Below are 13,523 nucleotides of genomic sequence, written 5' to 3'. Positions count from 1 at the left end.
ATCAGCCTTTGTCGTCAAGGAGGGAGCCCAGCGTTTCATCAATACGCTTGAAGGCTTTGGCATTTGCCTTGAAGGAATGCTCTTCCGCCTTGAGGTCCACCATCTGTTGCAGAAGGTCAGAATATCCCGGCCCCTGTGTAGAGGGAGGTGTGGCGCGAAGTGTGGCGGGTTTTGTACCAAAAGCAGGGTCAAATGTGGTCGAATCTGTGGCGGATTCGGCATCAGGTGTGGCGCTTTCAAGTTCCCTTGAGAAAGTCGCCGCCTCGCTTGAAGATTTCAGAATTTCACGTGCGATATCGGTTGCCCGCTTTTCAGCTTGCAGCATTCCCTGGCTCGCAATGTTCAGTGCCTTGATCACGTCAAGTCGTCTCCAAATCCGTGGGCATCATACATGGGATTTTGATAAATGCCTCTTAAGAAATATATACAATTGTATCTTTCTCTCCTGTGGTGAGGGGAAGCACGCGGTTTAGGGGAGTGACAATGAATATTGATGTTGTGATTGATGTGGTGTGCCCATGGTGTTTTGTGGGCAAACGTCAGTTGGATGAGGCGCTTAAAATGCGCCCCGGCAAGGTCACGGGCGTTCGCTACCGGCCGTATCAACTCTCCCCCGAAACGCCAGTGGAAGGCGTGGACCGGAACGCCTATTACACCAAGAAGTTTGGCAATAGCCCACAGTTTCAGGCGGCACGCCAGCACCTCCGAGATATGGGCGCTAGCCTTGGTATCAAGTTCGACTTTGAAAGCGAATGCCGTATCGCGAATACGCTGGACGCCCACCGGCTGCTGCGATGGGCGCTAGGCGCGGGCGCGCAAGACGCGGTGGCTGAAGGGCTGATGCGCCGCTACTTCGAGGAAAGCAAGTTCATCGGTGACCACGCACTGCTGCGTGAAGTGGCGGAAGAAGCGGGTATGGACGGCGTCCTAGTCGCTGACCTTCTGAGCAGTGACGCAGATGTTGATACTGTTCAGCAGGATATAGACGGTGCTCGCCGCATGGGTGTGCAGGGCGTGCCGCTCTTTATTTTTGACGGGAAATCAGCGCTCTCGGGTGCACAAGGGGCTGACGCTATCGCTGCCGCCATCGACAAAGTTTCAGCTTCCTGAAAAGGGAGGAGCACCCCCCGGGGAAGGGGATGCTCCTGGCTCGGTACAATGAAGGTACTCAATACTCGGCCCTGGGTGGGGGGCCGTTTGGAACCAGGGGTTTAGGGGGTCCCCTGGGGAGGTCCGGGCGCACTCTTGGGAGGAAACACGCCCGAATTCCGGGTTCTATGGGGTTCGCTTAGCTGCGAATTAGAAGCTCGCGATCAGGCCGGTTTTGGCCGTCCACTGCTTCATGCCGTCCCCATAGGTGGTGTAGTCAAGGCCTGTACGCAGGCTGAGGCCGTTTGAAAGCGCGCGCTCATAGCCTGCACCAAAACGCCAGCCGTCTTCTGTTGTTTTGCCAACATCTGCTGCGTCACCAAAATCAAGACGGGTACGCACGTAGCCTGCTTTACCGTAGAAGAGGTTCGCGCCGTCTGGCCCGAATGCCTGACCAAGAATAAGGGATGCACCATATTCATAGTCCGTATTGCGTTGGCCAAGCTGCTTGTAGCCTGTGTCACCAAATGTGCCTTCAAGGCCGAATACGGTGTTGGTGTCTGACTGCATGCGGTAGCCAAGCACACCACCATAATAGATGCTGCGGTCACGCTTTCCGTCGATGGCCAGTTTGGTCCAATCCACGCCGGCTTCAATACCGCCGTAGATGCCTTCAAATTTTTTCGCTTCCTGAGCAGACGCGATGCCCGAAATAAGGGTCGCAGCTGCTGCACCTGCGATAAGGGTTGATGAGAATTTCATAACAGTCTCCGTTTTTCTATCCAATGCTGCCAGCCTTGTTCACTTCGGTTGGCTTCGATGATTGGAATTTCGCGCCGGACTGCGGCCCGGAAATGGATAAGAAACGGCGGAATTAAGAAAAATTATGTCTTTTTATGGCGCCCCGATGAACGGCTGTTCAGAAAGCATGGGGTATGAGAAGAAGAAAAGGCGCCGAAATGGCGCCTTTCCTCAGTTTTTCAATTAGTGCCCTAAAACCAGAAGGTTACACCGTTTCCAGAGGGCCAGCTTTTTTCTTTGCCGCCATGCTCAGCACTGCCCAGCCCGCAAGGGCCGACAATATACTGGCGGCCAGCACCCCAATACGGACATTCGCGTTCATGGCCGGGTCTGTGTAGGCGAGGCTACCGATAAAGAGGCTCATGGTAAAACCAATGCCAGCCAGATGACCGGCGCCCCACACATGGTTGAATGTCAGGCTGCCCGGTAGCTTTGCTTTGAAGAGATATACCGCAGCGAGTGCACCAAGGACCACACCGAGGGGTTTGCCGAGCGCAAGCCCGCCAAGAATGCCAAGGCTGATCGGCTGCATGACGGTATCAAAACTCAGCCCCATCAGGGAAACACCCGCATTCGCAAAGGCAAACAGCGGCAGGATCATGAGGGACACCGGCGCGTGCAGGTTATGCTCCAGCTCCTCAAGCGGCGAATGGCCTTCCTTGTCCCGGGTCGCAGGAATGGCGAGGCCCACGGCAACACCGGCAAGGGTTGCATGCACACCGGACTTGAGCACACATATCCAGATAAGCGCACCGATAAACAGGTAAGCAGACGTGTTGCGCACACCAAACCGGTTAAGTACAAACAGGCCGATACAGCCCAGAAGCGCCAGCACAAGCGATAGGACGGAGAGGTCCGCAGTGTAGAAGGCCGCGATGATCACAACAGCACCCAGGTCATCAAGGATCGCCAGTGTCAGCAGGAAAAGCTTCAGCTCAGGCGGTACCCTGCTGCCCAGCAGCGCCAGAATGCCAATGGCAAAAGCAATGTCGGTGGCTGTAGGTATCGCCCAGCCTACGATAGACTGCGCATCGCCATTGTTCGCGAGCCAGAAGAAAAGGGCGGGCAACACCATGCCGCCGACTGCCGCGAGGCCGGGCAGGGCGAGGCTGCGCATGTCGGAAAGTTCACCGGATGTGACCTCACGTTTGATCTCAAGCCCAACCACCATGAAGAAGATGGCCATCAGGCCCTCGTTGATCCACAACAGCAGGGGTTTTGAAAGGCCGTAGCTTCCAACCGCGATCGTCCCTTCTGTCTCGAGAAGGGCATTATAGTAGGGTGCGAGGGCGGTATTATCCATCAGGATGGCAAGGGCAGCCGCCGCGATCAATAGCAAGCCACCAATCGCGTCGGGCGAAAGTTTTAATTTCATCGATGTCTCCATAATCAGCGTCGGATATGGGGACAAAAGGCCCGCTTACAATAGAAAATCGGCCGAATTCGACCGATTGTGGCCTGCACGATTATGTGGTGGCAACGGCCGCCAGCTTGCGGGTAATGGCGGCAACCGTCTTCAACCGGGCACTGATTTTGTCCATCCGCGCGTAATAGACCAGCTTGTGGTCAGGCCTGAGTTTTGCTGTTGCCCCGGTTGAGGAGATGAAGTCCACAAGCCCGCCCGGGTTTGCAAACTTGTCCCCCCGGAAGGAGAGGGTGACGCCCTTGGCGCCCGCCTCAAGCTTTTCAATGCCCGCGCGTTTGGCGTGGCCCTTGATGATCATAATGGCGGCAAGCTGTTTCACCTCGCTCGGCAGGTCGCCAAAACGGTCTATAAGTTCCGCACAGAAGGCGTCCACATCCTCGCGGGTTTCAAGGTCCGCGAGGCGGCGATATAGAGCCATGCGCTGCGTGAGGTCAGGCACATACCCTTCCGGTATCATCACCGTGGCACCAAGGTTGATGGTGGGGGACCACTGGGTGTCTTCATAGTCTTCATCACTGCCGCCTGCGCGGGCTTCGGCCACGGCTTCCTCCAGCATCTTCTGGTAAAGCTCAACGCCCACTTCCTTAACATGGCCGGATTGTTCGTCGCCAAGCAGGTTGCCAGCCCCGCGAATGTCCATGTCATGGCTCGCGATCGTGAAACCAGCCCCAAGGGTATCCAGTGCCTGCAACACTTGCAGGCGTTTGTCTGCGTTATCGGTCAACAGGCGATTTGCGGGTGTGGTCAGATAAGCATAAGCCCGTGTTTTGGAGCGACCAACCCTGCCGCGAAGCTGATAAAGCTGCGCAAGGCCAAACATATCCGCCCGGTGCACAACCATTGTGTTGGCGGTGGGGATATCAATGCCGCTTTCAATGATGGTGGTGGACAAGAGCACATCATACCGGCCTTCATAAAAGGCGGTCATGACATCCTCAATCGTTTTGGGAGACATCTGTCCATGGCCGATGATGAATTTCACCTCAGGCACATGGTCCTTGAGGAAGGTGGCAGCTTCTTCAAGGTCAGCGATACGAGGCACGACATAGAAGCTCTGCCCGCCGCGATAGTGCTCACGCAGCAGCGCCTCGCGCACCACAACAGGGTCAAAGGGCAGCACGAACGTGCGCACGGCCAGGCGGTCCACCGGCGGTGTTGCAATGATCGAGAGGTCCCTGATGCCTGACATGGCCATCTGCAAGGTGCGGGGTATCGGTGTGGCTGTCAGGGTCAGCACATGCACGTTGGCTTTAAGCTCTTTGAGCTTTTCTTTGTGCGCCACGCCAAAGTGCTGTTCCTCATCCACGATCAGCAGGCCCAGTTCCTTGAACTCAATGCCCTTAGCGAGAAGCGCGTGGGTGCCGATCACGATATCCAGCGTGCCTTTGCGCATTTCTTCCTTGGTGGCTTTTGCTTCTTTCGCGCTCACAAGCCGGGAAAGCTGCGCGATGCGCACGGGCAAGCCTTTGAAACGTTCGGTAAAGTTCAGGAAATGCTGGCGCGCGAGCAGGGTGGTGGGCGCGACAATTGCCACCTGATGCCCCGCCATCACCGCAAGGAAAGCTGCGCGAAGCGCCACTTCGGTTTTGCCGAAACCTACGTCACCACACACAAGGCGGTCCATAGGGCGGCCCGATGACAGATCGCCCGCCACATCGGCGATTGCACGGAGCTGGTCGTCCGTTTCCTGAAACGGGAAGCGGGCGGCAAATTCGTCATACATGCCTTCAGGCGTTGTGATGCGCTGGCCCTCGCGCATCTCCCGCTGGGCGGCAAGCTTGATAAGCTGGCCCGCCATTTCACGGATGCGCGCCTTGGCTTTGGCTTTGCGTGCCTGCCATGCGACACCACCAAGTTTGTCAAGCGCGCCGCCTGCATCCTCACCGCCGAAGCGTGAAAGCACCTCGATATTCTCAACCGGCACAAAAAGCTTGTCGCCGCCAAGGTAGGTGAGCAAAAGGCAGTCGTGCGCGGCGCCGGAAACAGTAACGGTCTCAAGCCCCTCAAAGCGGCCAATGCCGTGGCTTGCATGCACCACCAGATCACCGGGGGTGAGGGCGCTTGCTTCCTTGAGGAAATTGTCCGCGCGCTTGCTGCGCCGTGCTTTGCGGACAAGCCTGTCGCCCAGCACGTCCTGCTCGGAAATAATGGCGAGGTCTTTGGTCTCGAACCCGCGCTCGAGCGCCAGAACGGTGACAGCGATGCCGGTTTTATTCTCGCGCCTGATCTCTTCCCAGCTGTCAGCAAGGCCAACAGGCATGAGGCCATGGTCCTCAAGTACGCCCTTGAGGCGGTCAGCGGCGCCTTTTGAGTAGCTTGCGAACACCACCCGTTTGCCGTCCACACGCAGCGCTTTCACATGGTCGCGCACAGCGTCATAGACATTGATATCCTTGGTGTTGCGCTCGGGCCCAAAGTCGCGGCCCTGCCGGGCACCGAAGCTCACCACATCAAGGGCGGGCGGCTCTTCAAACGGTGTCATGCGGCGAACGTTATGGTCGCTCAGGTAATTTTCCCATTCCGCGTCCCTCACATAAAGGAGCTTGCTGGGCACAGGCTTGTAGGGTGGCGTGGTGATGGATTTGTTGGTGCGGGCGATATCCCACGCTTCCTTGCGTGCCTCATAATAGTCGGCAATGGCCTTGAAGCGCTCGGTCGCTGCCTCGTCTGATTGGTGATCAAGCGTGAAGACCGGCTCATCCAGATAGTCAAACAGTGTTGCCATCTCGTCATGAAAGAACGGCAGCCAGTGCTCGGCGCCCTGATAGCGACGCCCTTCGCTAATGGCTTCATAGAGAAGGTCATCCCCCTTGGCGGGGCCAAAGGTGTTCACATAGTTGCGGCGGAAGGTTTCAACACCTTTTTTGCCGAGGGAAAACTCGCTTGCGGGTTTCAGGGAAAGCCGTGGTGCCTTGCCGATGGTGCGCTGGTCAAGAGGATCAAAGCGGCGGATGGTGTCGAGCTCATCACCAAAAAAATCAAGCCGAAGCGGCGTTTCTTCGCCTGTGGGGAAAATATCCAGTAGGCCGCCACGCACGGCAAATTCGCCCGGCTCCATCACCTGGCCAGACCGTGTGTAACCATTAGACGCCAGAAAATCTGTGAGCGCCGCCATATCGACCGTATCACCCGGTTCGGCATCGAAGGTTGCGTCCTTGACCGCATCAGGGGCAGGCACACGTTGCAACACGGCGTTGACCGTGGTGAGCACAAGAAGCGGGGCCTTGAGGCGCGTGTTGCTGAGCCGCGCGAGGGCTGCCATGCGTTTCGAGACAATATCGCTTTGAGGGCTGACCCGGTCATACGGCAGGCAGTCCCACGCCGGGATGGTTATGACCTCAAGGCTTGGCGCAAAAAAGCGTGCAGCGGACGCAAGGGCGGAAAGCCTGCCGTCATCGCTCGCGACGTGCAGAACAGCACGCTTGCCGTCACCATAGGCGCGAGCGGCAAGGTCGGTAAGCAGCATGGCATCATAACCGCCCGGCACACCCGAGGCGGTAAGCGGTATTTCCGCGCTGACAAGCTCTTTGAGCAGCATCCTGTGTCTCGCCCCTAGCGTGCTTTCAGCGTCATGAAGTCAAGTTTCTTGAGGCGGTCCATCATCGGCCCTTTGAAAGCATCCGGTTCTTCTGCGCCGCCTGTGACCCATTTCAGGATTTCATGATCCTGCTCTTCAAACAGGCGTTCGAACCAGGCGCAGTCTTCCTCATCAAAACTGTCACCGTTTGCTTCAATGAAGTTGCCGAAAATCAGATCCAGCTCCTTGATACCGCGATGCCAGGCACGAAACTTGAGCCGCCGCCTGCGGTTTTCAAGGTCGATCTCTCCGTGCGGATTATAGGTGTTTTTGCTCATCATGATGGTCTCGGCTGTCAACTTTATGCTTGCCCAATTGCTGGGCGGCACACCATAAGCTAAGGTCCGATTTCATTAAAGGGAAACTTCTGGCTTTTTGAAAGGGATGCGGCCACATGCGGCCTGAGGCGCTTTTTGACTATTTTGCCGACATTGAACGTTTGCCGGGCATTGGTAAACGCAACCGTCAGGCTATTGAAAAGCTTGCTGGTACCCGCACGCGCGACCTTCTTTTTCACCTGCCCACGGGGCTTATTGACCGACGCTATAGCCCCAAGGTGGCGGACGCGGTGGCGGGCTCTGTCGCCACACTGCGAGTTGAGGTGGTTGAGCACCGCCCGTCCCATAACCGGCGCGCGCCCTACAGAGTGATATGCCGGGATGAAACTGCCGACCTGACCCTGGTGTTTTTTAATGCGCGTGCGGATTATCTGCGCAAGCAACTGCCGGAGGGTGAGACCCGCCTCATCAGCGGCAAGGTTGAGCATTATCAGGACAATGTGCAGATCACCCACCCTGATTATATGGTCGCACCAGCGAATGAAGCCGACCTGCCAGCGGTGGAGACCATCTACCCGCTTACGGCAGGCCTGTCCGGTAAAGTTTTGAGGAAAGCCATCATCGCGGGGCTTGAGAGCGTACCGCCGCTACCTGAATGGCATGACGCGGCGCTTATGAACCGTGAGGGTTGGCCGACCATGCTGCAAGCACTGGAGACACTGCATAAGCCCGATGGCCCCGGCGCCATTGCCCCCAGTAGCAAGGCCCGGCGCCGGTTGGCGGCAGATGAACTGCTCGCGAGCCAGCTTGCGCTCGCCATCGTACGTGACCGTACCCGAAAAAAACGTGGGCGTGCCCTGAAAGGCAGCGGGCATATTCAGGAACGCATTTTAGGGGCGCTACCCTATAGCCTGACCGGTGACCAGAAAACCGCGCTCAGTGAGGTTATCGCGGACCTTGAAAGCGAACGCGCCATGCTGCGCCTGATGCAAGGGGATGTGGGCAGTGGCAAAACCGTGGTGGCGCTTCTCGCCATGGCGGCAGCGGTGGAAGCTGGTGTGCAGTGTGCGCTACTGGCACCAACGGAGATTTTGGCCAACCAGCATCTTGAGACAATCACACCGCTCGCGGAAGCCGCAGGCCTCCGTGTTGCCTTGCTCACCGGCCGTTCAAAAGGCAAGGCACGCCAGGCCGTACTTGAACCGCTTGCGGCTGGTGAGATTGATATCCTTATCGGCACGCATGCCCTCATTCAGGGGGATGTTGAGTTTAAAGACCTCGGTTTTGCCATCATTGACGAGCAGCACCGTTTTGGCGTGCAACAACGCTTGGCGCTCGCAGGCAAGGCGATTGCAGGTGTCGATGTGCTGGGCATGACAGCAACGCCGATCCCGCGCACGCTAACGCTTACGGCGTATGGCGACCTTGATGTCTCCCGCATTATGGAGAAACCACCGGGCCGCTTGCCGGTGGATACCCGCGTCGTGGCGCTCGACCGTATCGCTGATGTAGCATCCGGCATTCAGCGCGCGGTGCAGGCTGGCGCGCGGGCTTACTGGGTGTGCCCGCTGGTGGAAGAAAGCGAGCAGCTTGACATCGCTGCCGCGGAAGAACGGTTTGCCAGCCTGAAGGGCATGTTTGGCCCGCAAGTGGGGCTCGTGCACGGCAAAATGAAGGGTGCGGAGAAAGACGCGGTGATGGCCCAGTTCCAGAAGGGCGAGATCAGCGTGCTGGTATCCACCACAGTGATTGAGGTGGGGGTGAATGTACCTGAGGCCACAATCATGGTGATAGAGCATGCGGAGCGCTTTGGTCTCGCGCAGCTTCACCAGTTGCGCGGTCGGGTCGGGCGTGGCAGCGGCAAATCAAGTTGTATCCTCCTGCGTACCAATGAGATCGGTGAGGTCGCTCGTGCGCGGCTCAAGATCATGCGCGAAAGTGAAGACGGCTTCCTTATTGCGGAGGAAGACCTGCGCCTGCGCGGTGGCGGTGAGATTTTGGGCACTAAACAAAGCGGTTTGCCTGAGTTCAAGCTGGTTGATTTTGCTGAACACGCAGACCTCATTGAGCTTGCACGGGACGATGCCCGGCTTATCATCAATAAAGACCCGGAGCTTAAAGGCGAGCGGGGACAGGCGCTTCGGCACCTGCTGTATCTTTTTGAGCGCGATGAAGGCGTGCGCCTGATGCAATCAGGCTAGCGCGGCTGGAGGGACATATGGCGAAAAGCAACACAACACGGCGGGCGGTCGTAGCGGGGATCGCAGCAACAGGTGCGGCATCTACCATGCCGGGCGGTATGGTGGCCGCTCAGTCCAAAAAAGAGACAAGCCACAGCCCGAAACGAGCGTGGGACGCAATCGTTGTGGGTGCTGGTGTCTTTGGGGCCTGGACGGCTACACAGCTTCAACGCGCGGGTAAAAAGGTGCTGTTGGTGGACGGCCGAGGCCCCGCAAGCGTGCGTGCGTCGTCAGGCGGTGAAACGCGCCTGATCCGCTCCGACTATGGTGCCGACGCCATATACACCAAGATGTCAACGGCATCGCTTGCCGAATGGAAAAAGCTTTCAGACGATGCTGGGCTGCCGCTTTTTAACCAGACGGGTATCCTGTTTTTCTTCCATGAAATGGTTGATTACGCCCGCGCGTCGATCGACACACACAAACGCCTGAAGTTGCCGCTTGAGGTGCTGGACGCGGCCGCACTCAGGAAAGGTTTTCCGCAGTTTGATTTCAGCGGCATTGAGTTCGGCCTCTATGAGGTTGGCTTTGGGGTTTTGATGGCGCGGCGGTCTGTTATCCGGCTCGTGGAACGGTTTGTCCATGCCGGTGGCACATACCGGCATGCGGAAGCCAGCGCTCCGCTTGAGGATGGCCACAGCCTGATGATTGATGGCAGGCGTGAAAGCGCGGACAGCATTATCTATGCCTGCGGGCCTTGGATGGAACGTCTGTTCCCGGAGCTGTTGGCGCCGCGCCTTTTCATCACCCGGCAGGAGCTTGCATTTGTGGCACCGCCTGCGGGCAATTCAAGTTTCGCGCATGGGTCATTGCCTGCATGGGCGGATTATAATGGCGGTGACCTGTTTTATGGTGTGCCGGATATTGAAGGCCGGGGCTTTAAAATTGCCAATGACCAACATGGGCCAGCCATCGACCCCGACACGGAAGAACGTCATGCAAGCGAAGCAACATACAAAAAGCTGCGCGAGTATCTGGAGATGCGCTTCCCGGGCCTCAAGGGCGCGCCTTTTGTGGGGGAACGGGTATGCCAATATACCAACAGCTCAAACGGTGATTTCCTGATCGATCGGCACCCGGGTTTCTCGAACATCATTCTGGTGGGTGCGGGTTCCGGGCACGGCTTTAAACACGGGCCCGAGGTTGGGCGGTTTGCTGCCGCGCTTGCGCTTGACGCGGCTGCCGTGGCCGAGCCGCGTTTCAGCCTCAACACAAAGGCAACGGTGCAGAACCGCACGGTGCTTTAAGTTCTACCGGTTGACTATCCGGCAACCACGCTATTTTACCTTTAAAAGCAATGGTTAAAGGGTATCCATATGTCGTGGGATAAAGAGCTGGAAGAAAAAGCCAGGCGGGAAGCGCTGGCCGAGAAGATGGGCGGCACCGAGAAAGTGGCGCGCCAGCATGGCCGTGGCAAACTGGATGTTCGTCAGCGTATCACCAGAATGGCAGACCCCGGCTCATTTCGTGAGATTGGCAAGCTTGCAGGTAAGGGCACCTATGGCCCGGATGGGGAGCTGGAAGATTTCACCTCGGCAAATTTCCTCTTTGGTAAAGCCGAGGTAAACTGCCGCGCCGTTGTTTTAACGGGTGACGACTTTACCGTGCGGGGTGGTGCAGCAGATGCAGCCATCTGGCGCAAGGCCGTGCAGGCGGAGCAGATGGCGCATGAATATAAACTGCCGCTCATTCGCCTGATCGACGGCACTGGCGGCGGCGGTAGCGTTAAAATGCTGGAGGACATGGGCCTCACCTACGTGCCTTACCTGCCGGGGTGGGAGCATGTGGTCAAAAACCTTGAAACCGTGCCTGTTGTTGCACTGGCGCTGGGGTCTGTCGCGGGGCTGGGGGCCGCGCGGGTGGTGGCCTCGCACTATAGCGTGATGGTGCGGGGCATGTCGCATATCTTCACCGCTGGGCCTGCCGTTGTGGCTGCCATTGGCGAAAACCTTGATAAAGAAGCGCTTGGCGGCGCAGATATCCATGGCCGCAACGGCACTGTGGATGATGTGGTGAACACAGAGGATGAAGCGGTTGAGGCCGCGAAACGTTTCCTCTCCTACCTGCCGAATGCTGCGGGTGTGACAGCCCCGCGCGGGGATACATCTGACGGCACCGAACGCCGCGATGAGGCGCTGAAGGACGCTGTACCGGAAGACCGGCGCGCCGCTTATTCCATGCGCAAGATTCTGGACCGGGTAATGGACCGGGGCAGCGTGATGGAAATTGGCCGCATGTGGGGGCGCAGCTCGATAACCGCGCTCGCGCGCCTGCACGGCTGGCCGGTGGCTGTGATTGCATCAGACCCATCGTTCATGGGCGGCTCATGGTCGGCAGATGGTGCGCGCAAGGTGGAACGTTTTGTGAAGCTCGCAAACACCTTCTCGCTGCCGGTGGTGCATTTTGTTGATAACCCCGGCTTCATGATCGGGCTTGAGGCCGAGAAGGCCGCCACTATCCGGTTTGGCGTTGATGCGCTCAACGGCATCTACCGGTCAACCGTGCCGTGGGCCAGCGTGATTGTGCGCAAGGCGTACGGTGTTGGTGGTGCCGCGATGAGCGATCACACCCGCTTTCAGTACCGCTTTGCGTGGCCATCGGGGGATTGGGGCAGCCTGCCGCTCGAGGGCGGTATTGAGGTTGCCTATAAAGCGGAGCTTGAAAAGGCGGATGACCCGCAGGCGGCGCTCAATGAGATCAAGGCACGACTTGATAAGGTGCGTAGCCCGTTCCGCACCGCCGAAGCCTTTATGGTTGAAGATGTCATCGACCCCCGCGACACACGCCCGCTCTTGTGTGAGTTCGCAGACCTCGCGCAAGGTAAGATGGCGGTGGAGCGTTGATGTGGACCCTGAAACAAGTTCAGGGTGACAGGAGAGTAGGCTGACTAGTTTGGGTAAGTATGGCAGTCATGCTGAACTTGTTTCAGCATCCATCAGGCAGTTATTGACGGATACAGGTCTTCCCAATCCGGGTTGTGTTCTTCGATCAGGTTGATCTTCCACTGTCGGTGCCAGCGTTTTAACTGCTTCTCGCGTTCGATGGCGAACTTAATATCATCGAATGACTCGAAGTGAACCAGCGTCTGCACACCATACTTCCTGGTGAAGCCGTCTGCTTGATCTTCTCTGTGTTCCCAGGTGCGTTTGACCAAGTCTGAGGTAACGCCGATATACAGCGTGCCATGCTTCTTTGATGCAAGAATGTATGTGTAACCCTGCTTGTCCATGCCTGATTTAAGCAGTCATTGGACCCTGAAACAAGTTCAGGGTGACGGTCGAGTGCACTGACCGACCCAATAACACCATTGTCATGCTGAACTTGTTTCAGCATCCATAGCAGTCTTCGCGCGTGGCAAGGTGATGGTTGAGGGTTGAGGCGTGGCCGTGCAGGGACCCGTTAGGGCATGTTAAGCTCCCTAGTTGAATTTAACACTGGTCATGAACATCTCCAGCGTCTTCACGATGGTGTCGCGGTTTTTGGCGGCTTTGATCCATGCGGGCAGGTTGGTGAAATAACTGCGCATGCCTTTGTCCTCAGTTTTCCATTCGCGCAAGCCCGCATCCACATAGCCCCGCAGCACTTCGGCATGTTCGGCGTTGAAGGCAAACAGGGTGCCGTCGCGTAAGGACTTTTGCAGGTAAAGCTCGCACCCGAACGCCGGGTCACGAACTTCATTGGCTGCATAGGCAGGTTTCCAGATGGGCGTGAAGGTATTCTCTCGCCCGCATCCATCGCAAGCTATCTCAAGCGTACGGGGCAGGTGGGCGCTGTTCTGGCGTGTGTCTGGTGCAGGCAGGTCATTACCACAGCCCGTGCAGCCAAAGCGCTCCGGCGTGCCGTCCTCGCGCTCGAGCACCGGGTTCACGCGGCCATGCCAATGTTTCACTCCGGCGCTTGAATAATGCCCGCCCAGCAAGGCTACCGCCCGTTGCGGGGCCTCTGGCTCATGGATATTGGTGTGGCACCCGGTGCAGGTGAGGCGATGCTCGCGAATGATGGCGAGCGCGCTGCATTTGGGGCATTTGACCAGATATTCCTCCATGAAGCTTGAAAGCTGCATGGTGTCAGCCTTATCGCTGTGTCGCTTCTGGTCTTTCATATGGGCCCCA

General features: G+C 57.6%; 11 protein-coding genes. 4 read left to right on the top strand and 7 right to left on the bottom strand.

The genetic code is table 11. From position 1 onward, the window contains the following. Position 1 precedes the first annotated feature (1 nt). On the bottom strand, positions 2–358 hold the full coding sequence (locus tag ACN0XZ_RS09315; RefSeq protein ID WP_417457464.1) for a hypothetical protein: 357 nt from the start codon (positions 356–358) through the stop codon (positions 2–4). A 125-nt stretch (positions 359–483) separates the two neighbouring features. Here ACN0XZ_RS09315 and ACN0XZ_RS09310 point away from each other — a divergent pair, with 125 nt between their 5' ends. Then, on the top strand, positions 484–1,110 hold the full coding sequence (locus ACN0XZ_RS09310; protein ID WP_417457463.1) for a DsbA family oxidoreductase: 627 nt from the start codon (positions 484–486) through the stop codon (positions 1,108–1,110). A 189-nt stretch (positions 1,111–1,299) separates the two neighbouring features. On the opposite strand, the gene ACN0XZ_RS09305 is transcribed toward ACN0XZ_RS09310, so the two are convergent. From ACN0XZ_RS09305 to ACN0XZ_RS09290, 4 genes are all read right to left on the bottom strand, one after another. After that, a complete protein-coding gene (locus tag ACN0XZ_RS09305; protein ID WP_417457462.1) occupies positions 1,300–1,851 on the bottom strand; it encodes an outer membrane protein in 552 nt (183 codons plus the stop codon). A 244-nt stretch (positions 1,852–2,095) separates the two neighbouring features. Next, positions 2,096–3,265: a Na+/H+ antiporter NhaA gene (gene nhaA / locus ACN0XZ_RS09300; protein WP_417457461.1), complete on the bottom strand. Its 1,170-nt coding sequence runs from the start codon at positions 3,263–3,265 to the stop codon at positions 2,096–2,098. A gap of 91 nt (positions 3,266–3,356) precedes the next feature. Further along, positions 3,357–6,854, bottom strand: coding sequence for a transcription-repair coupling factor (mfd, locus tag ACN0XZ_RS09295; protein ID WP_417457460.1), 3,498 nt, complete (start codon positions 6,852–6,854; stop codon positions 3,357–3,359). A 14-nt stretch (positions 6,855–6,868) separates the two neighbouring features. Further along, on the bottom strand, positions 6,869–7,174 hold the full coding sequence (locus tag ACN0XZ_RS09290) for a succinate dehydrogenase assembly factor 2 (protein WP_417457459.1): 306 nt from the start codon (positions 7,172–7,174) through the stop codon (positions 6,869–6,871). A gap of 113 nt (positions 7,175–7,287) precedes the next feature. Here ACN0XZ_RS09290 and recG point away from each other — a divergent pair, with 113 nt between their 5' ends. The 3 genes from recG (at position 7,288) to ACN0XZ_RS09275 (ending at position 12,254) form a co-directional block, all read left to right on the top strand. Then, positions 7,288–9,372 (top strand): ATP-dependent DNA helicase RecG, encoded by a 2,085-nt coding sequence (gene recG, locus ACN0XZ_RS09285; protein ID WP_417457458.1) that lies wholly within the window; start codon positions 7,288–7,290, stop codon positions 9,370–9,372. Between the two features lie 17 nt (positions 9,373–9,389). Next, the gene (locus ACN0XZ_RS09280) at positions 9,390–10,658 is read left to right on the top strand and encodes an FAD-dependent oxidoreductase (protein WP_417457457.1); all 1,269 of its coding nucleotides are present in this window, start codon (positions 9,390–9,392) and stop codon (positions 10,656–10,658) included. A 69-nt stretch (positions 10,659–10,727) separates the two neighbouring features. Then, entirely contained in the window at positions 10,728–12,254 is a 1,527-nt protein-coding gene (locus tag ACN0XZ_RS09275) for an acyl-CoA carboxylase subunit beta (protein WP_417457456.1), read from the top strand. Positions 12,255–12,346: 92 nt separating this feature from the next. Here ACN0XZ_RS09275 and ACN0XZ_RS09270 read toward each other — a convergent pair whose 3' ends face one another. Continuing rightward, positions 12,347–12,640 carry a GIY-YIG nuclease family protein gene (locus tag ACN0XZ_RS09270; RefSeq protein ID WP_417457455.1) on the bottom strand — a complete coding sequence of 98 codons (294 nt, stop codon included), beginning with the start codon at positions 12,638–12,640 and terminating at the stop codon, positions 12,347–12,349. Between the two features lie 189 nt (positions 12,641–12,829). Continuing rightward, positions 12,830–13,513, bottom strand: coding sequence for a hypothetical protein (locus ACN0XZ_RS09265; protein WP_417457454.1), 684 nt, complete (start codon positions 13,511–13,513; stop codon positions 12,830–12,832). Positions 13,514–13,523: the final 10 nt, after the last annotated feature.

This window comes from Kordiimonas sp., assembly GCF_048264555.1.
Lineage (GTDB): Bacteria > Pseudomonadota > Alphaproteobacteria > Sphingomonadales > Kordiimonadaceae > Kordiimonas.
This window is presented reverse-complemented; position numbering and strand designations above follow the sequence as displayed.